Origin of the sequence: Streptomyces sp. A3M-1-3, assembly GCF_024213665.1 — a bacterium.
In the GTDB taxonomy this organism is placed as follows: domain Bacteria; phylum Actinomycetota; class Actinomycetes; order Streptomycetales; family Streptomycetaceae; genus Streptomyces.
On the sequence record NZ_JANAVP010000052.1, the window covers coordinates 1 to 24,104 of the forward strand.

Below are 24,104 nucleotides of genomic sequence, written 5' to 3' on the forward strand. Positions count from 1 at the left end.
GGCGTGTGGGTCTCCAACACCAAATCCAGGCGCGACAAGCTCACCCAGGAGCAGCTTGCCGCACTCGCGGAGCTGGGGGTGGAGTGGGCATGAAGGACGCCCGACGTCATCAGCGCGACCGGCACCACCGTGGCCGCAAGCGCGATCGAGTAGCTGCTGTTCACCAAGGGGAACGGCACGGCGATGCCCCGCACGTTGCCTGCGCCCTTCAGCCGACTTCGTGGTCCTGCCCCGCTGCGGGGTGAGCCTGTTGGCGGATCGCGGCCCGTTGGGCCTCTTTGCGCTCATCCCACTTTTCACGCCAGGCTGCGGCTTCAGCTTCCATCCGGTCGTGGAGGCTCCGATACGCCTCGGTCAGCGTGACGGGACCGGAGTATCCGCCTGCGAGGTCGATGAACCCGACGTCCGCGAGCGCGTCGAACGTCCGAGATTCGTACACGAACTGGCCATCGGGCCGGTCCTCCCGGACAAGTCGCCAGCGACATCGGCGCTCCGCCGTGAACCGAGCCGACCCGCCCAGACTGCGCAAGTCAGCAAGCAGATTCGTCTGAGCCACCGTCAACTCCAGCGATTGGAACTCCTCGGTGGCCTCGCCGACGTAGTCCAGGCCGGTCCGGTCCATCCGTACATGAGCCATACGTCATCCTTCCAAACCGACCGGCTCACCGGCACCGGGGTGGAAGGGGAGCAGGCCGGATATTCGGATATCTAAAGGTCGAACTCGATGTGTTCGAGGTCGGTGTATTCGACCAGCAGACCGTGAGCGCGACGGCCGCCGTCCTTGAAGTAGATCTCCTGCAGGCCTTCGGCGGCGATGTCGCGTAGCTGCTGCTCGGTGGCGCCCTGCTCCTGGGCGTCGAAGAGCCGGGCCGCGTACGCGGCGGGAGCGCCACGGTGAGGTGGCGTAGTCGGGGGTCGTCGGTGGTGCCGGGGGCGGCGGTGTAGCCGAACCGGGCGCGGGTGTCGATGACGATGCCGCCGGTGGTGGCGGCGGTCTTCTTTGCCTTCGCCCGGATCTGCGGCTGCCACCGCTTCTTGACCTCGGTCTGAAGGTGTGCGGCGAGCTCCGCCCGGGGCTTCTTGATCTGGTCCTTCACGTACCGCTCGACCGTGCGCTGAGAGATGCCGAGCAGGTCGGCGACGGCACGTGTGCCTTTGAGCTGCTTGACGAGGTACCGCATCTGCGTGCCAGCCGACTTCGGTACCGGGCGGGTGAACGCCTTCTGCAGTGCATTGTCGAGACCGTCCCCGACCGTGCCCATCGGTTTCTCCTCACTGCCCGTCGTCTGTGGCCGTGACCTGGCCGTCCTTGATGTACCGGGCCAGGTTGAGCTCTGGGCCGTGCTCCTCCCGTGCGCCTTCGCCCCACAGCACGCTCTGGGTGCCCTCGTTCTTGACCATCCCCGGGGAGACACCGAGGCGGAAGCCGCCCGGCAGGGGCTTGCCGTTCTCGGTGTAGGGCAGGAAGTCCAGCGGGGACGGCCCGTCGGCGGGGTACACGGCGCAGTCGGAGAGGATCGCCACCGGGAACTGCCCCGTGGCGGCGGCGTGCTTGAGCATCTTGTGGTGCATGTTGATGCGGGTCCTGGAGATGACCGCGGCGCGGATGTCCGGGCGCCAGGTGGGGCGGGACAGGGCCGGCCACGGCTCGCCGGGCCGCCAGCCGCCGCGGGGCCGCTCGCGCAGTTTGCCGATGCCGCCCTTCACCGTGGCCTTGATGGCGGACAGCACGATCGCGAGCTGCGGGTCGCGCTGCCGGTAGCCGTCCATCGCTTGGAGGAAGTCGGCCGGGGACAGATCGGCGGTGACGCCCAGGTCGGCCATGGTCGCCACGTACGCGTCGCGCAGCCGGTTGTACCAGCCGTCCAGGTAGCGGCCGTTCTCGTAGCGCACCTACGCCTCGATCGGCGCCACGGCATGGCCGAGCTCCACCGCGTACGCCACGGTCGGCGTCGCGTACCAGGCCGGACCGGTAGGCCGGGTGCCCTTCGGCGTGAACGGCGACGGCAGGCGCTCGTCCAGCTCCACGTGGGAGAGGTCCACCAGCCAGGAGCCGGGCAGCTTCGGGTCGAACACCGGGCGCTTCACGTAAGTGGGCGCGCCGAGGCCGACAACGCAGCCGTTGGCTCCCGCGGCGAAGGCCATGTTCACGTCGATGCCCACCAGGTACGGCTTGAGGCACTCGTCATCGGTGAGCGGGCGCGCCCAGTCGTACGCCTCCTCCACCAGCATCTCGGCCGGGGTGCGCTGGTGGAAGCGCGGCAGGCCGGCGAGCAGCGGGTGCCCGTCGGGGGCCTCGCACGCCGCGCAGTCGACCGGGTCCTTCCCGAGGCTGCCGGGGTTGTGCTCGCTGCGCCGGACGCCGCCTGCGTCCGGCGAGGACGCGCGGGTCGGCGGGTGCAGGGCGGTCATCAGCTCCAGGCCGGTGACGGCGGTGGAGCCGCGCGGCGTCATCACCCGCATCGCGTAAGCGCCGAGCAGCCGGGCGAGTTCCGCCGGCGGCAGCAACGCGGCGCCGTCCCAGTGCCGGGCATCGAGCGCGTCCCAGCCCGGGATGCACAGCTGGACGCAGTTGCGCTGGCCGCCCTCGGCCGGGCGGTAGATACGCGCCCACGGCCCGAACCCGCGCCGCGTCAGCTTCCAGTTGGCGCGCACAAGCTGCTTGATGACCTTGTGGCCCTCCGGCAGCCGCCCGGCGAGGCGCTCCTCCTGGGTGAGGTACGCCGGCAGGCCGTAGCGTTCACACGCCGCGGCGGTGAGCACGAGCAGCGGGTCGGCGTCCTTGCCCGGCCCGCTCAGCCTGGCCTGCCCGAGCTTCGCCTCGGTCAGGGTCCAGTCGACCAGGGCCGGGATCGACCTGGCGGGGACATCGAGCACCAGGCCGCCGACGCAGTACGCGAAGACGTTGCCCTCGCGGGCGTCGACGACCGCGAGCCGCCCGTGCTCGAAGCGCGGGTCGACGGCCGCAGCCGGGGCGGGCCTTCTTCGCTGCCGGGCGCCGCGACGCCGACGGCAGCCTGGAGAGGCCCGCAGAGCCAGCGCCATCTGGGGCGGCCGACTGCTGCAGAGGCGGTGCCGAGGGGGACAATGGGGCCACCAGCACGCTGCCGGAGGGCGGGGCAGGAGCCGGATAGCGCTGGGCGAGGCCGTCGAGCAGCCTGCGGTAGGCCTCCAGGCGCTCCCCCTTGGGCTCGGCGCGGCCCGCCTCCCACGCCTGGACGCTCGGTACGCGCGTCCCGAGGGCCTGGGCGACGGCGGCCTGGGTCAGCCCGGCTGCTTCGCGCAGCCTCACCCGTTCGGCCGGGGCGGGCAGCACTGTGTTGCCGTCGACAGCCGCGAGCAGTGAGTCGATCGCGGTGAACAATTCCTGCGGCTGGTCCGTCATCGATGCTTCCCCTCCTCTACCGGACGCCCTGGCGGATCTCTTCGAGCCGGGTCATCAGCCGCTGATAGCGCTGGGAGGCGGCCTGGGAGGAGTTCAGTCCCTGGTGCTGGGCGATCTGCCGCCAGTCCATGCCACGGCGCCTGGCCTCGATGACCACCTGGGTCTCCAGCCGGTCCAGCGCCACGCGCATGTCCTCGAACAGAGCGAGCGCCGCGCCGACATCGTCCGCAGTGACGTCCGGCGTAGAGCCGTTGCTGCGCTGATGACCAGCAGCGGCCGTCAGCAGCCGCCCCAGCAGTGCGGCGTCCTGTTCCAGACGGCGGGCCGGAGCCCAGTGGGCGGCGGGATCATCCGCAAGCGCCAACAGCCGCCGACGCGCCTTGTCCCGAGCATCACGTGCCATGCAACCACCTTACCGCAACTGCACAACGAAACAACGGATTGTTGTTCAATTGCACCGCCGCCGGGAGAGACAAGGACCGGATGCCGCACCCGCACCGCTTCGAACGGCACATCACGCAACGCTGGAGCCTTGCGGAGACACCGGTCAGCCCATCTGGCGAGGGCCGGAGCGTCCCTGCCGCTCCCCCCGGGACAGCTTTCCGGGGCACTGCCCGGGGCACATCCCCGAAAAGTGATGTCTCGTCACATCAGCTTGGCGAGGCTCGTGTTGGGTCGGTAGTGGGCGACTCCTGCGTAGGACATTCCCAGCGAGGTGGTGAGGACCTTGATGTCCAGTTCGTCTGCGAGGGTGAGCAGAGGGTGTGTACGGTGATTGGTGTAACTCCCGAGCTGGAAGCGACAGTTGATGACTGACGTGATGGGTGACATCGAGGCCGGGGAGGCCGCCGTGGACGCCGTGGATGACGGTCTGGTCGCCGAGCTGGTGGCCCGGGCCGAGGCCGGCGGGGTGAAGCTGACGGGCGAGGGCGGTCTGCTGGCGGAGCTGACGCGGAAGGTCCTGGAGTCCGCGCTGGAGGGCGAGCTGACCGATCATCTGGGGCACGAGCCCGGTGAACGCGCCGCGGGTGGGCAGGAGAATTACCGCAACGGACACCGGAGCAGGACGGTGGCTACCGAGGTCGGGCCCGTGGAGATCACGGTGCCGCGGGACCGGGCGGGCACGTTCGAGCCGCAGCTGGTGAAGAAGCGGCAGCGGCGCCTGGGCGGGGTCGACGAAATGATCCTGTCGCTGTCCGCGATCCCGCTGACGCCCACCCACTGCCGCCCCACCGCCCAGTCACAAGGCTGAGCCGGTGGTCGTGAAGCTGGGTGTGTGGGTCTCGAACACCAAGTCGAGGCGGGACAAGCTCACGGCGGAACAGCAGGACGCGCTGCGGGAGCTGGGCATGGGGTGGCCTTGGCGGGGCGGCGGGTCGGCACGGACTTCATGCGGCACCCCCGGCAGGCAGCAGGCGGTGCCCGGACAGCTCCGCGATCCGCTCGCGCAGCTCGGTCTCGGGGCGCTGGCGCAGCAACTCCAGGGACGCCAGCACCGTCGCCGCGTCCTCGGTGAGGAAGCGCAGCAGTTGGTCGTGGGTGGCGGTGTCGAAGGGACGGTGCACCAAGGCGGCACCGAGACCGATCAGCAGGCGCTGCGCGCGGGTGACGCGCTCCTCATCTGCGTCCAGCCGTGTCGTGGTGGTGGACATCTGTTGCTCCTTCTCTGACGACGGGTGAGGTGGGGTGGTGTCGGATCAGGTGGGTCATGCCACCCACTGGTTTGCGGACTTCAGCCGGTCCACGGCGTGGCTGCGCCGGCGCTGCCACGCGCCGGGGGTGGAGCCGGCGAGCATGGCGGCCTGGGCGTCGGGGACGGGGACGGCGGTGTAGTGCCAGGCGATCGCCCGGCCATCAGCGGGCGAGAGCATGCCGGTCTCCATCGCGTCCAGAACCAGCTCGAGCAGCTCCAGGCGCGCACTGCTCGTCTCCGCCTCGCTGGCGGCCCCGACGGCCTCGAGTCCGGCGGCGGCCGCCGCAGTGCGGACCCAATCGGCGTGGGCATGCGCGGCGGGTCCCGGCGCGATGTCCGTCAGGCCCTCGGCGACCGTAAGGTCCTCGCCCTCCTCCTCACGGTCGAAAGCGAGATCACGGCACAGCAGCTTCAGCGCCTCGAGCGAAACGTTCGCGGCGGGTCGACCGGGCCGGGTGTGGATGCGCCCGGAGCGGGCCACCTCGAAGAGAGCGGCCACGCTCATGTGACCGACCGTCTCGAAGGTGCGTCCGCCCCAGGGGCGGACCCGGGCCAGAGTCATGCGCACCGCTGCCGGGATCATCGCCTGCACGATGATGCGGGCGGCCAGCGTGGCCGATCGGTCACGGCCGGCCGCCCGCTGCAGAAGGGCGCGCAGCACGGCATCGGTCAGTGCGTCGGACAGCACCCCTGTGCCCGGGCGAAGGGTGGCGAGCAGCTGCGCGGGGCCGAGGGCGCGCACCCAGGAATCGGTCACGGCGGCGACGTCGTCGGCCAGCCGATCGGTCATCAGCCAATCGGTCACCGCGGCCTGCACGGAGGTGTCCGCGCACAACACCGCCCACTCGGCGTCCAGGCGGTCAAAGATCCCGCCGGCGATGGGGGCGGGGGGCGACAAGGTGGGCACGGCACAGCTCCCTTCGGATCTCGTGCCGTGAACTCTCCTCACCGAGGCTTGCCCAAAGGCTTGCCCAAACCCCGAAAAGAGCAGATCAGAGGCTTGCCCATTTCAAAAACGCCGATCAGAGGCCTGTTGGGCAAGCCTATGGGTTACCTGGGCAAGCCTCCCGTGACCGGTCGACGCAACCCTCGGCAAGCCTCTCCGGGTCCGGGCAAGCCTCTTCTCGGGGCGGGCAAGCCTCCCGATCTGGGGGTGGGCAAGCCTTCGCGGTACGGAGCGCAGAAGGGGCGGTCAGGGTGACCGATCGGCCACACCCGGGGTGGTGACCGATGACGCCGGTCCGGTCATGACCGATGGCCGACGCGGCCCGGATCGGTCACCTGTCCCGTCTTCGGTGACAGGTTCAGGCGGCGGGCGACCTCCGCCCCCGAGAGCTTCTTGCCGGCGTCCTCGGCTTCGGCCAGCCATCCGGCCACGGTGACGATCTGCTGCTGGACGGGATCCAGCTCAGGCTCCCCCAGCTGCTGCTCGGGCACCCGCGCCGTGGCCTCACCCGAGTCGGTCACCGACGCCTCCCACACGACCGGCTCGTCGATCGCATTCGCCGTCACCGTCACCGTCGCCGCCGACGGCGCCGCGCCGACTGACTCCTGGCGCGGCACCCGGCCGCCGGTCATTCGGTCGTCGGCTGTCGAAGGGGCATCGGCCATCGACGCGGTGGCCGGTACCGGCTCGGCCGCGTACGGCAGCGGCTCCGGCTCCGACTCGGTACCCAGCTCGAGCGAGGACGCGCCGATGAACGGATGCGCATCCGGAGCGGAGGGAACGACGGGATCGGCCATGGCGGCGGGGCTTCGGTCATCGGTGAGATCGGCCGTGGCCGACACATCGGTCACCGTCTCCCCCGCCAGCTCGGCCATCTCCGGCTCCAGCTTCGCCAGCACGGGGCCAAGCTGCGCCTCATCCAGCGGGCCACCAATGACCGGGTCGGTCACGCCGTACTCCTGGGCGAGGAAGACGCCGAACTGCGCGGGATACGGGAAGGCGCCGTACCGGGCCAGGTATTCGCGCACCGCCGCGTAGTAGTCCATCGGCTCGACGACCTCACCGCCGGTCGGCACTTCTTCGACCGGCATATCCGCCATGGATGCCTGCGGAGCCGACTGCTCCCGGTAGGCAACCGTCTCGCCAGGGTCTTCTGCCGCCACCAGCTCGCGCGCGCTCTCGGGTGCCGACTGCTCATCAGCCGGGATGTTGTCCCGCTCGACACTGACCACCGGCGCTTCGATGCCAGCCGCGGCCAGACCTGCCGGGCCGGTCTGCGCCAGAGGCACCCCGTACTTCGCCAGCCGCAGCGGCATGAGCGACTCGACCGGCGCCTTACGCCGCCAAGCACGGCCGAACCGGGACTGCAGACGCGCTTGGTAGATCAGCCGGTCCTGCTCGAGCTTGATGACCTGCTCGTAGGAGCGCAGCTCCCACAGCTTCATCCGCCGCCACAGCAGAAACGTCGGGATCGGTGCGAGCAGCCAGCGGGTGAGGCGTACGCCCTCCATGTGTTTGTCGGCCGTGATGTCGGCGATCCTGCCGACGGCGTGCCGTGCGGCCTCGACGGAGACGACGAACAGCATAGGGATCACCGCGTGCATGCCGACGCCGAGCGGGTCGGGCCAGGCCGCAGCCCCGTTGAACGCGATCGTCGCGGCGGTCAGCAGCCAGGCCGTCTGGCGCAGCAGAGGAAACGGGATCCTCATCCACGTCAGCAGCAGATCCAGCGCCAGCAGGACGCAGATACCGGCGTCGATGCCGATCGGGAAGACGACCGAGAAGGCGCCGAAGCCCTTCTGCTCGGCGAGCTCGCGCACGGCGGCGTACGAGCCAGCGAAGCCGATACCGGCGATGACCACCGCTCCGGCAGCGACGACACGGATCAATATGCGGTGCGTACGGGTGAAGGTGCTTCGTGAAGTGCCCTTGACCATGCCCCGCCCCTCCTGCATCTGCATCATCTATTGTTCACACTCTCACGATGGGTCACCCGTACTACTTGTTCGCGGACGTACGTTGCGGATCGTCAACGAACAGAAATCGCTGGGTGGGTTGGGGCGAGCGGGGCGACTTGCTTGAGCGCCACCCTTGAGGCGTGGGCCGGTGCACAGAGCCTTCGGCCATGTGCCTCGGCTGGGACGGACGAGTTTTACCGCGTAAAAGTCGGAGGGAGCACTGCGTGCTCGTGGCCGGCCTGCCGCCAGACTTTTACGCGGTAAAACCCGCGAGACCTTCAGAGGGCGTCAAGTAGGTCCTGGGCGATCCTCTGTACCGCGTCGGGTGAGCAGCGCTGCAGGATGATGGCCGTGACGGCATCGGGGTTCGTCCAATCGACCGGGACATCAGTCCCGTCAGGGGCCGGCGACTCGACGCGAGGTTCCGGAACGCTCTGCTGGACCGTCGTTGTTGGTGCGCTCGGTGTGCTCTCAGGTGACGGCAGAGTCTCCGTGGGGGCCGGAGTGGCGGTGGAGTGCTGGGGGTCATCCTTCTTGACCGCAGCGGCAGCCCGGCCCCTTACGGGCTTCGGCTTCCTGTCCTGGTGGGCTTTCCGCTCCGCCATTTTGGCTTCGACAAAGGCTGTCTGTTCTTCGCGGGGGAGAGTACCGGCCTTACGCGCGATCGCGATCGGCACTTCCTTGACTGCGACGCGCTGCTGGATTGGTTCCGGGAGCTTGAGGAGCGCGCGCCGCGTGGAGATCCAGGAGTCGTTGACCGCGCCGCCCAGGACCGTTACAACTGCGGCAGCGCTGCCGTGGAATGTCACCAGGGCTTCGATGGCCTCGGCTTCCTCGATCGGTGTCAGGTCCTTGCGGAAGTGGTTCGCGCTGAGGGCTGCAGCCAGGAGGTCCTCCCGGGTGCCTGCCGAGGAGTCGTCAACTGTGATCCGCAGGTCGATGCCGGCCCTGCGCACTGCCCTGAGTCGGCAGTGGCCGTCGATGACGACGTACTCGTGATCGGGGGGAACAGTGTCCTTGTGCTCGGGATGCGCGACGAGGAACGCGAGTCGGGTCATGACGGTAGCCGTCTGAATCTGCCCAACCTCCCGCATGTTCCGGGCCAGGCTATCCAGGTACTCCTCGTCGAACTCCCGCCTGGGGTTCTCCGGGTTCTCTGCGACGAGGTCCGTGGAAACGGAGGCTGGGGGAGCGCCGACTACGGAGTCGATGATCTGTCCGCGGGTGCTGCGGGGTGCTCGGGCGAAGCCGAATGCTGCGCTGGGTCCGGTGCGTTCGGCGGCGGTCTTTCGACGGTCGGGGCTCAAGAGATCTCCTTGACGATCTGGCGCATCACGCGCGACTGTGCGCAGGACGGGTCGTAGGCAAGCAGTGGTCGTCGTGCGCGCGCGGCTTCACGCTGCTCCTTGCGGCGAGGGATGACTCCTATGACGCGGGGTTCTCCGAGTGCGTGCCACTCGCTGAGGGAGCTGGTGACGACGTGTCCGTCGCGGGCGTCAAAGAGGTTAACTACGAGGCCGAGGTAGGTGGTCGTGATGCGCCAGTCGGTCATCCCGTCGTCGATCTGCTCGACGAGCATGGTGTAAGCGTCAGCTGACGAGTCCTCCGCTTGCACCACGATCAGAATCCCGGAGTCTCCTTCCCGCTCACCGTCTCGCTCGCGGCCGTAGTAGATAGCGGCATCCATTGCCATGCCCAGGCTCGGTGGGCAGTCGATGATGATGACGTCGTAGTGCGCCTCAAGGGGTTCGAGAGCGTGCTCGAGGGTGGCTTGCCGGTTGCGGGCAGTCGAGATCATGACGTCCAGCAGGAAGGCGTCCGAACATGAGGGCAGGAGGTCCAGTCGGCCGCCGAACCGCTCGTCTTCCACGGGGACGATCAGGTCGTGGATGTCGCCTGTGGTCTGACGAGACATGAACTTCGCAAGGCTGGGGCCGCTTGCCGGGAGCTGTTTGACGCCGAGTTGCTTCGTCAGGTGACCCTGCGGGTCGTAGTCCACAAGCAGAACCCGTAGTTGCGGGGCCTCGTACGAATCGTCCGCTTCGATGCCGGGCTCTTTGTCCTCCAGGCGCTCGGCGAGCCGGGCGAGTTCGGCTTCACCCGGAAACGCCCCGCCGGCGATTCGGGCGAGTTCAGCGTCCTCGGCGAAGACGCCTCCCAGGCCAGCTGTGACCGCGGTCTTCCCTACCCCCCCTTTCTGGTTGCAGATGATGAGACGGCGGGTGGTGCGCTCGAGGGGGTGGTGGCGGGGAGAGGGATGTGCGGCGAGCCAGAGGGTTACGGCCTGGGCGAGTCCCTGGACGTACGGGATTCCTCGCTCGCTGCACTCCGACTTGAACTGGGAGGTGCTCGCTTCTGTAAGCCAGGTTGCGAATGGTGGCGCACCGGCGGTGTCTACCTGCGGAACTTCCTTGTGCGGGGCGACCTTCCACTCGCTCATGGCGTCGGCCACAGCGTCTTGGATGTCCACACGGAGTTCTGCCGCGCGGATCTTGAGATTGGCTTTCAGGGAGGCTGACAGCTTGAAGGTAACCTTCTGCCTGTCCTCTTGCTCGTCTGAGGGCAACATGAGGGGAGCTTACTTACCTCGGCTGGGTTTGGGGAAGTCGACGCGCGGCTGTGGGGCCTCCTGAGGGCCTGCGACAGCCTCCGGCAGCCCTTCATATCGGCCGCCGCGAGAACGGCCGCCTAACCCTCCTTTCTGGGCGCCATGTTTTCTGAGGATTTAGAATTTTGCCGCTTTAGTGCAGTCTGGATGCGCGAGCGCGGTCGTCGCCCGCGCCCTAGTCGGTTACATCGCCACCTTGCCACGGAGCGTTCCTCCGCTCCACGTGACCGCCGGGGCGCCCGACAAGGTCGCGGTGCTCTGGCGCCGTAGTGGGCGGTCGGGGCCGTGATCGCCGTAGGAGCCGAGGGTTTTGAGAGGGGCAGGCGGCTCCTGGGGATGGGTGGGTGGAGCGGTGTGGCTGTGGCTGTTCCGGCTCTCTGCCCGCCCCCGGGCCCCGGTGCGGGGCTCGGGAGGGGACAGGCAGTCGTCAGCGATCAGCTCTGGTCGCCTGGGAGCTGGTTGATGGTGCGGCCGAACCAACGGGTATCGGTGTGCAGTTCCTGGTGGGTGTGGTGCACGTACGTGGGCCCGTGGTGCTGGTGGACGGTGGTGTCGGGGAGGGCGGAGGCGCCGTCGCGGACGGCTCGCCCGATCATCCGGGCGGTGATGCCGACTGCTCCGGCGAGTCCGGCCGGGGCGGCCGCGGCGATGGCGAGGGTGGTGGCGTTGACGCTGGAGAGCGACCAGAGCACCAGGGAGAGCGCCGCGCCGACCGGGAGGGACCGATCGAGTACGCGAGAACGAGGGAGGCGTGGTCGGTGGCTTTCTGCGACATGGGCGGCCGTCCGGGCTGGGCGTGAGGCACGGCGTCCCCCTGGGTGGGCTGGGCCGGTGCGGTTGTTGTCGCGGAACCGGGTGGCCGTGGGGGCGGTACTGCTGTATGCCTCGGCCAGCAGGCGGGCCGCTTCGAACGCTTCCTGCGCCGACATCGGCGCCTGCTCGGCGCTGTCGTGGTGGTGACTGGGGTCGGCCCATGGTCGTCTCGTACGGCGGCTGTAGCGAGCCCGAAGTCCCGGCACGCCGGCCACACCCTTCGCGGTACGGACCGGCAGGAGGCGGTCGAGGATCTGCGGCAGCTGCTGGCGGGCCGGCCGCAGAAGCAGATGTTTGGGATCCGGGGTGGCGCCACTGAGCCCGAAGAGAGTGCAAGGACGACGCAGCGCGGACCTGCCAGCCGCCGATTACACCCAGGAGAACGCGCTATCACCTTGAGGCTGGCTCAGCGTCCCTGAGAGTAGCTCCTGCACGGATGACCGCTCTCTGGGCCCGTGGCCGGCAACGAGTCCTGATCACGTGCGGGAGCCTTCTTACCCATTGACCTGGTTAAACAACGACGGCTGCAACTACAGGTACAACGATGAGGGATACTGAGCAGGCTTCCCGAGTGCGCCCCACACGAACAGCCCACTCCAGATGCTTGCAACGATGCACGCAACGTTGGCTGCTACATTTCAAAGCACTATCGCTGCTACAGCTATCGCAACCAAACGAGGCCTCATGAGTACAACGACAACTGCAACTTTGCATGCATCGAGAAACACAACTAATACTGCAACACTGTTGCCAACGATAGAGCTATCGATAGCACCACCGAAGGAACTATCGGCGTTACCTGCTTCAGAACAATCTATCTATCGCTCGTCGCTACCGCCTTTCTTGGCCACTGACGACGCAGCGTACTTACTGTCCAGCGGTCGTCTCTGCGATCTACCGGTCTGCCCCTCAAACGATCCGTCTTGGTTTCAGGCAGCCCATTGATCGAACCCACTAACATTCCCGCTACCTTGCGCACGGACGGGAAGACATGCGCACTGTCGCTCTTTCGCTTCAGCCGACGCGCCTTCGACTCCTCGCTCTTGCGTACACGCAAGACAGCAGACGAGCATGCAAACTCACTTGCACGCGCGTCTTCTCTATGTCCTGCACGAGCTCGTACGAGCTAAATGGCTACAGAACGCCCGACCGCAAGAACGCACGCTCGCCCGGTCATCAGCACGACCACTCAACCGAACAAGCCCGCCCTCATCGCCCCAGACCATCGCCCATCCCTTCGATCGGCTTGGCCACCAACCGCACGGCCTACAGACCCAGCAGTCACTCCCACCGGCGAGCTAAGAAGCCGTATCTCAACCGATCTTGGAACGTGCAGGTCGAACAGAGTTCCTGGTCGGGTGATCTTTCGGCGGTGCGGGCATGAAGGCAGGGCCTCTCGGTAGCTCGGAGATGCGAATCAAACCGAGCAGCACCGGGAGGCCCTGTTGTCCTTGTTGTACGCGCCCACGCCTGCCCAGTTCAACTCGTCCGTCGTGTAGTGCGATTGCCTCGCGCACGTGTACGGGAACGCGGCTGATCATCCGGATCGGGTACGCCGGTACCCCTCGGACATGACGGACGCGGAGTGGGCGGCCGTGCGCCCGCTGTTGCCGGTGCCGGCGCGGCTGGAGGGGAAGGGCGGGCAGCCCGAGGGCTACTGCCACCGCCAGATACTGGACGCGATCCGTTACCTGGTCGCGGGCGGGATCTCCTGGCGTGCGATGCCCGCGGACTTCCCCGCCTGGGGACGGGTCTATGCCTTCTTCCGCCGGTGGCGCGAGCACGGGCTGATCGCGGAGTTCCACGACCGGCTGCGCGGGAAGGTCCGCGAACACGAGGGCCGGGAGGTGGAACCTTCGGCGGGGATCATCGACGCGCAGTCGGTGCGGGCCGCCGCGTCTGTGCCGGCTGCCTCGAGCGGGTACGACGGTGGGAAGAAGGTGCCGGGACGCAAACGGCACATCGTGACCGACACGCTCGGCCTGCTGCTGGTCGTCGCGGTGACGGCCGCGAACGTGGGCGACCGGGATGCGGCCGTGCCCCTGCTGCGGCGGCTACGGTCACTGCACCGGGAGATCACCCTCGTCTGGGCCGACGGCGGTTACACCGGCGGCCTTGTCCACTGGTGCAGTCAGAAACTCGCGCTCACCCTGGAGGTCGTCAAGCGCACCGACACCATGGAAGGGTTCGTGGTGCTGCCCCGCAGGTGGGTGGTGGAGATCTGTCAAGCACAGTGCACTCATGGAGTCTGTTGGCCTGCCGTTTCGGCGGTCTCGGTCCAGATGCGGCGGCTGTACCAGCCAGGCGGACGTGTCCGGCGTTCGCGGAGTTCGGCGAGTTCTCGCTGGTCGGCGTGGGCGATGAGCCGGTGGGGCCAGCAGCTCTCCCGGCGGGTGGTGATCCAGCCGCGGTTGATCCAGGCGTAGAGGGTGGCGGTGGTCATGTCCAGCTCGGCGGCCAGGTGCTTGAGCCACCACTCGTCCGGGCCGGGCTCCTCGCCGGGTGGTGCGGGGCGGTGCTGGTGGACACGGCCTGCGGGGCAGGCGAGGCGGCGCATGAGGTCGCGGACGGTGGCTGCGGAGATCCGCTTGCCGCCCTTCGCGGGCCGGAAGCCCTCGGCTTCCAGGCGGTCGGCGATCCCGGTGGCCCCTATGCCCTGGCCTGCGAGTTCGCGGATCCGATCGGTCAGTTGCGGGTAATAGCTGAGCTGTTCCAGCCGCTGGACCGGGCGGACCACCTCTCCCGCCGTATTCGTCCCGCCGGCCCAGACGATGGTGACCTTCACCCGCTCGCTGGTGCCGAGCACGGTGACGACGACCTTGTCGACGACCGCGCGGATGATCTCCTTGCGGTCCGCTGTCGTGGTGCTGTGCGCACGCCACAAACCCTCGATGTCGCCGGCCAGAGCCGTGATGGTCTGCCGCTCGGCCGGAGTGAGGACATGCGGACTGCTGCGGGTGAAACGGTCGTAGTCCTCGCGGAGCCGCTGCTGGACGGCGAGTGCGTCCTCCCATTCCTTCTCCAAATGGCGCACGACCAGGCGGTTCTCCGGTTCGGCGAGGTGGTGGCTGCGGCGGGCTCGGTCGGCCTCCTGCGCGGCGCGTTCCAGCCGTTGCGACCACAGCCGTTCCAGCTCGGCCCGCTCGGCCAGGACCTGGTCGGCCGCGCGCAGGGACACCTCGACGGCGGCGGGGGTCAGTGCCGCGAGGACCTGCTGTTCGACGAAGGCGTCCACGCAGGCGGAGTTGAGCAGCTGGCAGCTCTTCTCCGCGCCGTAGTTGGTCATGTCCCGGGCGCACACGTATTCGGGAAGGGCCTTGCTGTGCTGGGTGTGGTAGCGCACGCTCATGCGCCCGTTGCAGCGTCCGCAGTGCACGAGCCCGGCCGTGAGCGCGGGGCCGCCTCGCACCGCGCCCATGGCTTCGGCGCGGGCGCGGTTGGCCGCCAGTTTCGCTTCGTTCGCCTCGAACTGGGCGACTGTGATGTAGGCGGGCAGGACATTCGGGATCATCACATGCCGTCCGTCCCGGGAGCGGACGACCCGTCCGGTGCTCGGCCGGGCCGGGTCCTGGCGGCGCGGGTCGACCCGGCGCCGTCCGTAGGCGTAGATGCCGGCATAGGCGGGATTGTGCAGCAGGGTCTGCAGCGTCATCCGGTTCGGCCTCCGCCATTCCAGGGTGCCCTTGTCCGGCCCCTCCCGCAGCCGGATGCCCAACTGGATGTCGTGGCCGACGAGATAGCGCAGCACACCGTGCAACGTGCCGAGCCGCTCGAACTGTGCGAAGATCAGGCGGATCACGGTCTGCACCTGCTCGTCCGGGTCGAGGGCCACATCCCCGGACAGGCGGCGGACGTAACCGCTGGGCAGGGGGAAGGCCAGCTCGCCGCGGCGGGCCTTGTTCAGGCGCCCGCTCCACATCCGTTGCTTGATCAGGTGAAGTTCGGCCTCGCTCATCGTGCCCTTGAGCCCCAGCAGCAGCCTGTCGTTGTACTCGGCCGGGTCGTAGACCCCGTCGCTGTCCGCCAGTACCGCACCCGACAGGGCGCCCAGCTCGATCAACTGGTACCAGTCCTTGCCGGAGCGGGCCAGGCGGGACATCTCGATCCCCAGCACGAGACCGACATGGTCCAGCCCGATCTCGGTGACCAGACGCTGGAAGCCGGTGCGGGCGACCGCACTCGACCCCGACTTGCCCAGGTCCTCGTCGATCACCAGAATCCGGTCCGCCTGCCAGCCCAGCGCGACCGCCCGGTCCACCAGGGCGTACTGCAACCGGGTCGACTCCTGGTGGTCGAGAAGCTGCTTTGCAGGTGACGGTCGTCGATCTTGCTGCCGGGCCGCTCCCACGGCATCACCGACGTCATCGTCGGTTCCGCTCACTCGCCGTCGCGGCGGCCGACAACACGCGGCTCGCCAGCCGCACCAACTGCCCCACCACTGCCTGCCGGTTCACCTCCGGCAGTGCTGCCCACACCTGCCCGTCCGGCACCACCGGAATCGTTCTCTGGGGCCAACGTCACTGTCGTCGCGCATGACGACCTGTTCCCCTCGTCGCTCAGCCGGCCCCGCAACCGTCGGGCCACAGCGACCAACCGCTGCAGGCCCTCACGGCCGATTATCGGTGTCCGCTCGCTACTTTGACTATCCATAAGCGCAGTGTGCTTGGACGATGGAGCGCACGTTCGCATGGCTGATGCATTCGCGCCGTCTTGCCCGCGACTACCAAACCCTGACCGCCACCAGCGAGGCGGTGATCCAGTGGTCGATGATCACGCGGATGAGCCGCCGCCTGGCCCGGCCACGGGCCTGCGGCCGGCTCTGAACATCCCCGACGCCTCCTGGACCAGCCACCCGCGCTCCGCCAGGCGCCTCGCCTTCGACCGCACGCCCTCCACCTTCGCCGGCGCCGGCTCCAGCCCCAGCACCACCGCGATCTCCTTGGCCCGCACCGGCTCTTGGCCCGACCGGTCCGCCAGCATGCCCAGGATCCGCTGGTAGTCCGGCGCGAGAGCCGTCGCAGGCAGCCCTTCCTGCCAGGACGGCACCGTCGTTCCCGGCAACTGCGCGGGCGCGGGCACCGGTTCTGCCTCCGCCTTGGTCACGGCGGTGGCTTCGGCAGCGGACAGGGCCAGGGCCTCGACGACTTCCTCCCGCGCGATCACCCGCCGGTCCAGCTCGATCTCGGCCGCCTCCAGCGCCGCAGCCGCTCGGGCCGCCGCCTCCCGCAGATCTTCGACTCGCTCGCGAGCAGCCGCTTCCCGTGTCTCCAGCAATCCCAGCATCGACGTCACCGCGACCCCTCACCGATCAAGCGGAACAGAACGTCGAAACTCTCCCGCACCCCGGCCGAAACCATGCCTGACCAGCGAGAATCAAACGATCACGCTCGGTTGAGATACGGCTTCTCACAGATGTACCAGACACGCCCACTGTCACGGTCGCGGCCAATCGCGCCGCCCATCCAACTCACCCCCACGACTTCGAGCTAGCGGACCTACCACTGCGCCTTCCAACGCACCCGCACACGCTCGGACCTACCTCCCGGCACTCAGCCCACCGCTGGCACATCTCCCACTCGCTCTCACACTCCTGTAATGAACCGCGAGTCAAGGCCTCCACAGCCGCGCCACCTGTTAAGGTCAGGCGCGAAGATCCCGTGTCACTAGAGACAGACGAGTCACGAGCGGCTGCTCATCGCCCGGCTATTCAGGCAAATCACCTGATACGGCCCGGGATGCGTAAGAGCCCCTTCGACCTCCGGCCCTGGTGACACCTGGCACTAGGCAACTAACGGCTCAGTAAAGAGAGGCGGGCATGCGGTGAAAGTCATCGCCGTCGCAACGCAGAAGGGAGGGGTCGGCAAGACCAGCACCACGGTCAACCTCGGCGCGGGGCTGGCCCTCGCGGGCGCACGCGTCCTTATCGTTGATCTTGACCCCCAGGCTCAGGCCGGAACCGCGCTCGGCGTCAATCTCGCCGGCGAGGACCAACTCGCCCGCTCGCTCGGCTGGGTACTCCAGGCGCGCCTGCAGGGGATGCGCATGGACGTAGCCACTGTGTGGTTTGACCGCAGTGAGCTGATCGCTGAGTTCGAGGATGCAGGAACCCTGCATCTCCTCGCCTGCGAAGAGTCGACGATGACCGCTGCCCAGGATCTGATCCACAAGAAGGGCTACCAGTCGACTCCCGTCCTGCGGCGCATGCTCATGGAGCTCCAAGACCTATTCGACTACGTAGTGATCGATACGCCACCAGCCGTGTCCTCTCTCTCCGCGACCGCCCTCGCGGCGGCTGACTACGTGATCACCGTTTGTGTACCCGAGTACCCCGCACTCAAGGGCGCCGCCGCTACTCGCGGAACCGTGGCCTACGTCAAGGACCGCACTGGCGGTGAATGCGACCCCCAGTACCTTGGTGCAGTTCTCAATCGATCGAATCCGCCTTCGAAGTGGAAGGCGCAAGAGGTCAACATCCGCAACGGCATGCTCGATGCCAGCCTCGCCCCATTTCAGACCGATGTACGCAGCGATAACCGCATCAGCGACTCGTTCGCTTACGGCGTTCCCTCAGTTCTTCGCTTCGCAAGCCACCCCCCCGGCAAGATGTACGGCGAGCTCATGACCCAGATCCTCACGCGCATGGGCCAACCGGAGGAGAAGTGGGAGCTGCCGGAGCGGATCGAAGGCGAGGCAGTCGGTGTCTGAGGACCAGTCCAAGACCGACCAAGCCAAACCGAAGGCGAAGAAGCGTGCGCCAGCACACTTCAAGCCAGGCGGAGCGGCGTTGGTGCAGAACCTGATCGCTGGCGCTAGTGACGTCGCCGGGCGCTCGTTTCTGGGCGGGGGAGGAGTCGGCTCCGGCCAGGCCGGAGCCTCCACTCCTTCTGAGCCCGCTGGCCCCCTTGCTTCTCCCGCGCAGGGTGTAATTCCTCCGCCATCTGCCCCAGTTGAGACTGTGGCAAGGCCGGAGCCTGAGCCGAACGTCGAAGCGAAACCTCAGCCGGAGGCGAAGCCCAAGGCCGAGCCGAAGGTCGACCCCGACCCCGAGCCGGAATCCGAACCGGAATCCGAACCGGAATCCGAACCGGAATCCGAACCGGATGGGGATCGGGAGGCAGAGCCTGATAAAAGCTCGGCTTCAACGCGTGGACGACGCTCTCGCTCTCGCGCCTGGGCACACAAGGCCATTCACGAGAGCTACGCGGACGCAAAACTACGTTCCGCGAAGTGGAAGTCTCACGGCTTCCGAATCTCGCCTGATGTCCTGACCAGGCTGAAAGACCGGCTCAACGCGGACAGGCGGTCAACCGGCAACTCCGGCTTGGCGATCGGCCATTACGTCGATGCGGCTCTGCGCCACGTGCCTTCGGCCATCGAGGACCAGATCGAGATGGCAGAGGCCTTCGGCGAGAACCAGCTCTGGGACACGGAAAAGACACAGCCGTCGACCTACCGGGTGGGGGAGGAGGCGTACCAGTTGGCTTCCAACCTGAAGCTGACGCTGCAGGAAGCGGCCTTTGGCCGCCGCGGAACTCAGGTGGTATCAGCGGGCATCGAGCGGTTCCTCGATGCCCTGGATGCGGAAGGACCGCTGCAACGGCCGGACCGGCGACGTCCCGAGCGGTAGTAACAGATCACCCGAGGGGCCGGTGGCACTGACGTGCCGCCGGCCCTTCGTCGTTTCACGAGCACCGCCGTTGCAACGATATCTACACCTATCGCTATCGCATCAGAACCTACGATCAATCTAACGATCAATCTAACGACCGTACCGCCAGCCGAGCACTCTTCCCGTGTGACACTAGATCCCCGACACCTCACAGGTGCGACCAGCGGTGGTGACTGAGGCTCAAAATCGGGACACACACTAGCCATATGGACGGAAGGGCAACACGCCGACCTTCTAGTGACGCGAGAAAAGAGCGGAGTTCTTGCGCTATCGTGTTCCCGACGATCACCAGGCTTGTCAGGGGAGTCGAAGAATGTCGATGGCCGACGAAAGGCTCAGTACGAGCGCCGTTGCCACAGCAGCCGGCCTGAGCGAGTCATGGGCGTGGAGGGCCCGTGACCAAGGGGTCCTTCACGAACCGCACTTTGAGGAGGAGGTCGTCGCCCTCCGCGTCTACGCGTTTGTATCGCAGATCGTCTGGCCTGGCATCCGACGTCCCCGAAGTGAGGCCCAGAAGCTGGAGCTATGGCAGCAGTCTGCGGTCGAGGCGGCACGCGAGGCTGCCGCTGACCACAACACCACGCCTGATACAGCGCTTTGGGTTCTGGAAGACAGCGTTCATCTCGTAACAACACCTGCTGAACGCGCGGCGTTCGATCTCAAGACACTCAGCGGGCGAGTTGCCTTCCGTATCCCCGTCGGTGTGTGGGTTGCCGAACTTCCCGATGCCATAGCGGCACTCGGCCCACGGCGCCGCCGCAACACCGCCCCGAGGACTGCAGCCTAAGACCCGTCCGCCACTTGGGCCGCGCACAGCAGGGTTACGAGTTCTCATCCTGAGGGCTCTGTCCGAAAGCGCACACCGACAGGGTGGTGGAAGCAGAACGGCCCGGGATCTGCGGTCCCGGGCCAGTCCTGTTGTCGAGGAGGTGAGAGCTACCCGCATCTCTAGCTGAATACCGTCGCGTGCCCGGCTGTCCTGCTTCCCCAAGCGGGCCAGGTGGCGATGAAGGACGCCCTTTTCTCCTCGACTGGAGCTCATCATAGCTACCCGCACGAGGGCTGGCTCAGTCATGCCTGGTTCAGGTTCGAGCGCACGGCCCAATACGTCTGATTCACGCCCCTCTGGGGCTCATTCTCCTTCTTCCGCCGGCTCGGGTCGGCGTCGTTCCTCGCAGGCCGTTGCGGTCCAGGCCGGCCCTGTTCCCCATGGTGCGCCGAGCCATCCGTTGAAGCTCGGGCGCGCGATGCGTGTGCGTCTGCTCGCTGCTGTCCGGGCGCTGCTTGCCGAGGCGTCGGTGGGCGGGCTGCCGGATGCGGCGCGGCTGAGTGTGGTGGTGCTGGCGGCCAAGAGCGATCACAAGTCCTGCCGTACGGCGATCCGGGCGCGGGAGCTCGGCCGGTGGATCGGGATGTCGGAGTCGACTGTCGATCACGACGTGCTGCCGACGTTCCGTACCTCGGGTGCAATCAAGTATGTGGTCACGACAGGGGAGTCCGGGCAGACCACAGGCTTGGAGTGTGTGGTGATGCCGTTGTGGCGGGCTCGTCGCTCCGGTGACGTTGCGCATCCGCTGGCGCTGAGTAAGCGGGAGCTGGTCACGCTGCTGCGGCTCATCGAAGCATTGTTCGCCCCGGGTTGGGGTGTCGAGGCGACGCCGGCCGGGTTGCTGGCCGGGCAACGGGGGAAGGGTTCGGCCACCGACCGGCTGGCGCTGCTGCTGCTGGTTTTGCAGGCGGGTGCGGATGGCCGGGTGCGGATGGCCGGCGGCACGGTGCCCAAGGGGCGTGGCCGGGGAGCGGCGACGGTGGCACGGCTGTTGGGCTGCTCGGTCGCGGGTGGCGGCAAGGTGCTGTCGCGGCTGCGGTCGTACGGAGTGGTGGACGCCGTGCGTGCGAAGACGGGGTCGGGGTTGTTCGGGAAGGGCCGCCTGGTGGTGCCTGCCGTCGCGGCCGCGCACGGCGACGCCGGTCCCGGCAGTGAAGCGCTGGGTGCGCTGGAGGCGTCGATGCCCAAGGACACCGGTGTGGTGTGCGGGCGGTGTGCGGGCGCGGTCCATCAGGAGAGCGACTCCACAGGCGAGCAGGCGGAACGGGGGACATCTGAAGACCGCGGGGACGGCCCACCGCAGGCTCCGGGTGACGGGGGAGAGGGCCCGGACGTCCAGCGCCCTGATGCCGCATCCGGTGATCTTGAGGGTGGCGAGGAGAACGGTCCCCCTGGGAACACTGGGGAAGCTGCTCCTGGGGCGGCCGGTGAGGCCGAGATTGCAGAGCGCCCCGGTGCCACGCCCCTTCACACACACCACCCTTCGGGGGTTTCTCTCTTTGGGGATGGTGCGACTAATGATTGCTTTTCCGGCGCAGCCGCTGGGGGGTGCGGACGTCGGCCGGAGCGCGCGGGCGTGCGCGAGGACGCCCCGGTCCCGGAGGCTCAGGCGGTGGCGGCGGAGCAGGCTGTCGGGGGCGACGGTGGCCCGCTGCGCGGGGAACAGCATGACCATCCCCTCGCCGACCCCCACCAGGACAGCCATTCAGAGGCCGCCGGGCAGGTGCTGGCCGCCTGGACGGCGAAGTCGGGAGGTCCGCCGCGGGTGTGGGCGCAGGTGCCCAAGGGCCTGGAAGTGGTGCTGGCGCCGGTCGAGATGGTGTGGGGACGGCTCGAGCGTCTGGGTGCCCGACACCTGGTGACCGGGGCGGTGCGCGGCGAACTGGCCCAGCTGCGCGGTGTCTTGGGTCCTGCGACGGCGGAGAAGCACCTCACGGACCGGCTGCGTCGCCGGATGACGGCCCAGGGTCAGGTGCCGATCGCCGATCCGGTGGCCTGGCTGATCGGCCGGGCGCTGCCGAGGCGTTCGAGCTGCTACGACGTCCGGTGCGACGACGGGCGGCGCATGGACACCGGCGTCGAGTGCGATGTCTGCCAGCTGTTGCACGCCGACAAGCGGGCGCTGCGCCACAGTGTGGCCGCCAAGCTCGCCGCGAGCCTCGCGCCGAACCTGCCCGCCCAGCAGCGCAAGGAGCTCTTCGAGGCCCGGCTGCGCGAGGAAACCACTCGGGAGGGCTGGCGTCGGGCTGCACGCCACGAGCAGGCCGCCCAGGAGCGGGCCGCCCGCGAGACTGCGGCCGCCGAACGTCGGGCGCAGCAGGAGGCGGCGGAGGCGGAGCGCCGTCTCCGGCCGTGTGCGATGTGCGGGCGCAGCGAGGCGGCCGGGCTGTGCGGGATCTGCGCGAACGGCCAGGCGGTCGAGCGGGTGATCGCCGAGGCAGTGGAGACCGCAATGGCGGCACGGGCCCGGCCGGGTGATCTTGCCAGGCAACGGGAGGTCGCGGCCCGGGTGGAGGCCGAGATCCGCGCCGAGGTCGAGCGGGCCGCAGCGGACGGCCGGGCACAAGGGGCGATCGAGGAGACCGCGTCGCTGATGGGCAAGCTGACCGCCGAGTCGGCGGCCGCGACGTCCCGGCGGTCAGCTCTCGCCCAGTTCGCATTCGGTCCGGACGCTGAGGCGGAGGCCCAAGCGGCGCGGGCGGCTGAACTGCGGCGCGGGCACCTGCACCCATCGGTTAAGGACGCGCAGGAGGCGGCAGAGGAAGCCGCCTGGGTGGCGCGCTGGCGAACGGCCGAGCACCTGCTGACCAGCCGCATCGCCGCGGTCCGCGCCCAGCGACCCGCCCCGCCCGAGCCCGACGAGCCGGACCCTTACATGCTTGCCGCCGCGCGGGTCCGCGCGCAGATCCGCCCGCCCCGAGCGGAAGTCGGGGCATGACCGGCACCGCCCTCACCACGAGGGAAACCGGGGGCTCGGACCGGTCGAATGCCGGGCAACGGCGCCAGCGGGCACAGATGACCTTGCAGGGAATCCCGCCCACTTGCGGATGCGTGATTTCGCGTCCAGCTGGTGTTCCCGAAGCTGAATACCCGGCATTTAATGATCCTCCCCTTAGGGCTTGCAGGGAATCAAGGTGTTGCTTCCCGTGCTGGGGCTCGTTGGTGTGGTATGCGCATCCCGGACGAGACTCGTGACCAACTCTCTGTGAAGTTCACGGTGTTGTTCCCGCACCTGGACGAGCGGCAGCGTCGGCTGCTGATGGCTGCCGAGGCCCGTGTCCTGGGTCACGGCGGCGTTCGGGCTGTTGCACGGGCGGCCGCGGTCAGCGAGACGACGGTCCGCAAGGGCGTGTTCGAGCTGGAGGCCGGCGAGGCCCCGTTGGGGCGGGTGCGGCGCCCTGGCGGGGGTCGCAGGCGGGTCGCGGATCTCGATCCGGGGCTGCGGCCCGCGCTGCTGGCGCTGGTCGAGCCGGATGTGCGGGGCGATCCGATGTCGCCGCTGCGGTGGACGGCGAGGTCGACCCGCGCTCTCGCGCGGGAGCTGACCCGGGCCGGGCACCGGGTCAGTGCCGACACCATCGCTGACCTGCTGCGGGAGGAAGGCTTCAGCCTGCAGGCCAACGCCAAGACGCTCGAGGGCAGCCAGCACGTGGACCGGGACGCGCAGTTCCGATACCTCAACGAGCAGGCCCGCGAGCACCGGGACGCCGACCAGCCGGTCATCAGCGTGGACACCAAGAAGAAGGAGCTCGTCGGCGAGTTCAAGAACAACGGCCGCCAGTGGTGCCCGGTCGGTGATCCGGTGGCGGTGAACATGCACGACTTCGCCGACCCGCAACTGGGGAAGGCGATCCCGTACGGGGTCTACGACCTGGCGGCGAACACCGGCTGGGTCAACGTCGGCACCGATCACGACACCGCCGCGTTCGCGGTGGAATCGATCCGCCGCTGGTGGCACGGGCAGGGCCATGCTGCCTACCCGCGGGCGACACGGCTGCTGATCACAGCCGACGCGGGCGGCTCCAACGGCTACCGCACCCGGGCCTGGAAGCTCGAACTCGCCCGGCTCGCAGCTGAAACGGGCCTGACGATCACCGTCTGCCATCTGCCGCCGGGCACATCGAAGTGGAACAAGATCGAGGTGCGCCACGAGGCGCCACTGTTACCGGGCAGGGGTGCAAGACCCCTGCCGCCGGGCTGTCG

The 24,104-nt window shown here is 68.3% G+C and carries 17 protein-coding genes and 6 pseudogenes; 10 read left to right on the forward strand and 13 right to left on the reverse strand.

Annotated features, from left to right (window positions below):
- Positions 1-93: helicase (locus NLX86_RS35235; protein WP_374214015.1), on the forward strand; the 93-nt coding region annotated here is incomplete at its 5' end.
- A gap of 115 nt (positions 94-208) precedes the next feature.
- Here NLX86_RS35235 and NLX86_RS33170 read toward each other — a convergent pair.
- From NLX86_RS33170 to NLX86_RS33190, 5 genes and pseudogenes are all read right to left on the reverse strand, one after another.
- Positions 209-622 (reverse strand): hypothetical protein, encoded by a 414-nt coding sequence (locus tag NLX86_RS33170; protein WP_254375543.1) that lies wholly within the window; start codon positions 620-622, stop codon positions 209-211.
- An 86-nt stretch (positions 623-708) separates the two neighbouring features.
- Positions 709-1,262: pseudogene (locus NLX86_RS33175) on the reverse strand (XRE family transcriptional regulator).
- Positions 1,263-1,272: 10 nt separating this feature from the next.
- Positions 1,273-3,385 (reverse strand): annotated as a pseudogene (locus NLX86_RS33180) (multiprotein-bridging factor 1 family protein).
- 16 nt (positions 3,386-3,401) lie between these two features.
- The gene (locus NLX86_RS33185) at positions 3,402-3,788 is read right to left on the reverse strand and encodes a hypothetical protein (RefSeq protein ID WP_254375544.1); all 387 of its coding nucleotides are present in this window, start codon (positions 3,786-3,788) and stop codon (positions 3,402-3,404) included.
- 242 nt (positions 3,789-4,030) lie between these two features.
- The gene (locus NLX86_RS33190; RefSeq protein ID WP_254375545.1) at positions 4,031-4,216 is read right to left on the reverse strand and encodes a hypothetical protein; all 186 of its coding nucleotides are present in this window, start codon (positions 4,214-4,216) and stop codon (positions 4,031-4,033) included.
- Between NLX86_RS33190 and NLX86_RS33195 the strand changes: the two are divergent.
- A pseudogene (locus tag NLX86_RS33195) lies at positions 4,206-4,598 on the forward strand (transposase); the annotation flags it as partial. The gene NLX86_RS33190 and the pseudogene NLX86_RS33195 sit on opposite strands and share 11 nt — an antisense overlap.
- A gap of 31 nt (positions 4,599-4,629) precedes the next feature.
- Positions 4,630-4,743, forward strand: a pseudogene (locus tag NLX86_RS35240) (helicase associated domain-containing protein); the annotation flags it as partial.
- Positions 4,744-4,773: 30 nt separating this feature from the next.
- Here NLX86_RS35240 and NLX86_RS33200 read toward each other — a convergent pair.
- The 6 genes from NLX86_RS33200 to NLX86_RS33225 all read right to left on the reverse strand — a co-directional run bounded on the left by NLX86_RS33200 (position 4,774) and on the right by NLX86_RS33225 (position 11,609).
- A complete protein-coding gene (locus NLX86_RS33200; protein WP_254375546.1) occupies positions 4,774-5,037 on the reverse strand; it encodes a hypothetical protein in 264 nt (87 codons plus the stop codon).
- Between the two features lie 54 nt (positions 5,038-5,091).
- The gene (locus NLX86_RS33205) at positions 5,092-5,985 is read right to left on the reverse strand and encodes a hypothetical protein (RefSeq protein ID WP_254375547.1); all 894 of its coding nucleotides are present in this window, start codon (positions 5,983-5,985) and stop codon (positions 5,092-5,094) included.
- A 338-nt stretch (positions 5,986-6,323) separates the two neighbouring features.
- Positions 6,324-7,988 (reverse strand): DUF2637 domain-containing protein, encoded by a 1,665-nt coding sequence (locus NLX86_RS33210; RefSeq protein WP_254375548.1) that lies wholly within the window; start codon positions 7,986-7,988, stop codon positions 6,324-6,326.
- Positions 7,989-8,260: 272 nt separating this feature from the next.
- Positions 8,261-9,289: a ParB N-terminal domain-containing protein gene (locus tag NLX86_RS33215; protein WP_254375549.1), complete on the reverse strand. Its 1,029-nt coding sequence runs from the start codon at positions 9,287-9,289 to the stop codon at positions 8,261-8,263.
- Positions 9,286-10,551: a ParA family protein gene (locus NLX86_RS33220; RefSeq protein ID WP_254375550.1), complete on the reverse strand. Its 1,266-nt coding sequence runs from the start codon at positions 10,549-10,551 to the stop codon at positions 9,286-9,288. The genes NLX86_RS33215 and NLX86_RS33220 overlap by 4 nt, the downstream gene beginning before the upstream one ends.
- Before the next feature lie 473 nt (positions 10,552-11,024).
- Positions 11,025-11,609, reverse strand: coding sequence for a hypothetical protein (locus NLX86_RS33225; protein WP_254375551.1), 585 nt, complete (start codon positions 11,607-11,609; stop codon positions 11,025-11,027).
- A 1,365-nt stretch (positions 11,610-12,974) separates the two neighbouring features.
- Here NLX86_RS33225 and NLX86_RS33230 point away from each other — a divergent pair.
- On the forward strand, positions 12,975-13,829 hold the full coding sequence (locus tag NLX86_RS33230) for an IS5 family transposase (protein WP_254375552.1): 855 nt from the start codon (positions 12,975-12,977) through the stop codon (positions 13,827-13,829).
- A 1,025-nt stretch (positions 13,830-14,854) separates the two neighbouring features.
- Here the strand turns inward: NLX86_RS33230 and NLX86_RS33235 are convergent.
- Positions 14,855-15,784: pseudogene (locus tag NLX86_RS33235) on the reverse strand (recombinase family protein); the annotation flags it as partial.
- 283 nt (positions 15,785-16,067) lie between these two features.
- Between NLX86_RS33235 and NLX86_RS34915 the strand changes: the two are divergent.
- A pseudogene (locus NLX86_RS34915) lies at positions 16,068-16,226 on the forward strand (IS5/IS1182 family transposase); the annotation flags it as partial.
- Here the strand turns inward: NLX86_RS34915 and NLX86_RS33240 are convergent.
- Complete coding sequence (locus tag NLX86_RS33240) at positions 16,174-16,686, reverse strand: hypothetical protein (protein ID WP_254375558.1); 513 nt, start codon at positions 16,684-16,686, stop codon at positions 16,174-16,176. The pseudogene NLX86_RS34915 and the gene NLX86_RS33240 overlap by 53 nt on opposite strands.
- Positions 16,687-17,223: 537 nt before the next feature.
- Here NLX86_RS33240 and NLX86_RS33245 point away from each other — a divergent pair.
- The 5 genes from NLX86_RS33245 to NLX86_RS33265 form a co-directional block, all read left to right on the forward strand.
- The gene (locus tag NLX86_RS33245) at positions 17,224-18,108 is read left to right on the forward strand and encodes a ParA family protein (RefSeq protein ID WP_254375553.1); all 885 of its coding nucleotides are present in this window, start codon (positions 17,224-17,226) and stop codon (positions 18,106-18,108) included.
- A 250-nt stretch (positions 18,109-18,358) separates the two neighbouring features.
- Positions 18,359-19,030, forward strand: a complete 672-nt coding sequence (locus NLX86_RS33250; RefSeq protein ID WP_254375554.1) for a hypothetical protein — start codon at positions 18,359-18,361, stop codon at positions 19,028-19,030.
- Between the two features lie 355 nt (positions 19,031-19,385).
- Positions 19,386-19,859, forward strand: coding sequence for a hypothetical protein (locus tag NLX86_RS33255; protein WP_254375555.1), 474 nt, complete (start codon positions 19,386-19,388; stop codon positions 19,857-19,859).
- 460 nt (positions 19,860-20,319) lie between these two features.
- Complete coding sequence (locus tag NLX86_RS33260) at positions 20,320-22,839, forward strand: hypothetical protein (RefSeq protein ID WP_254375556.1); 2,520 nt, start codon at positions 20,320-20,322, stop codon at positions 22,837-22,839.
- 231 nt (positions 22,840-23,070) lie between these two features.
- Positions 23,071-24,104: ISAzo13 family transposase (locus NLX86_RS33265; protein WP_254375557.1), on the forward strand; the 1,034-nt coding region annotated here is incomplete at its 3' end.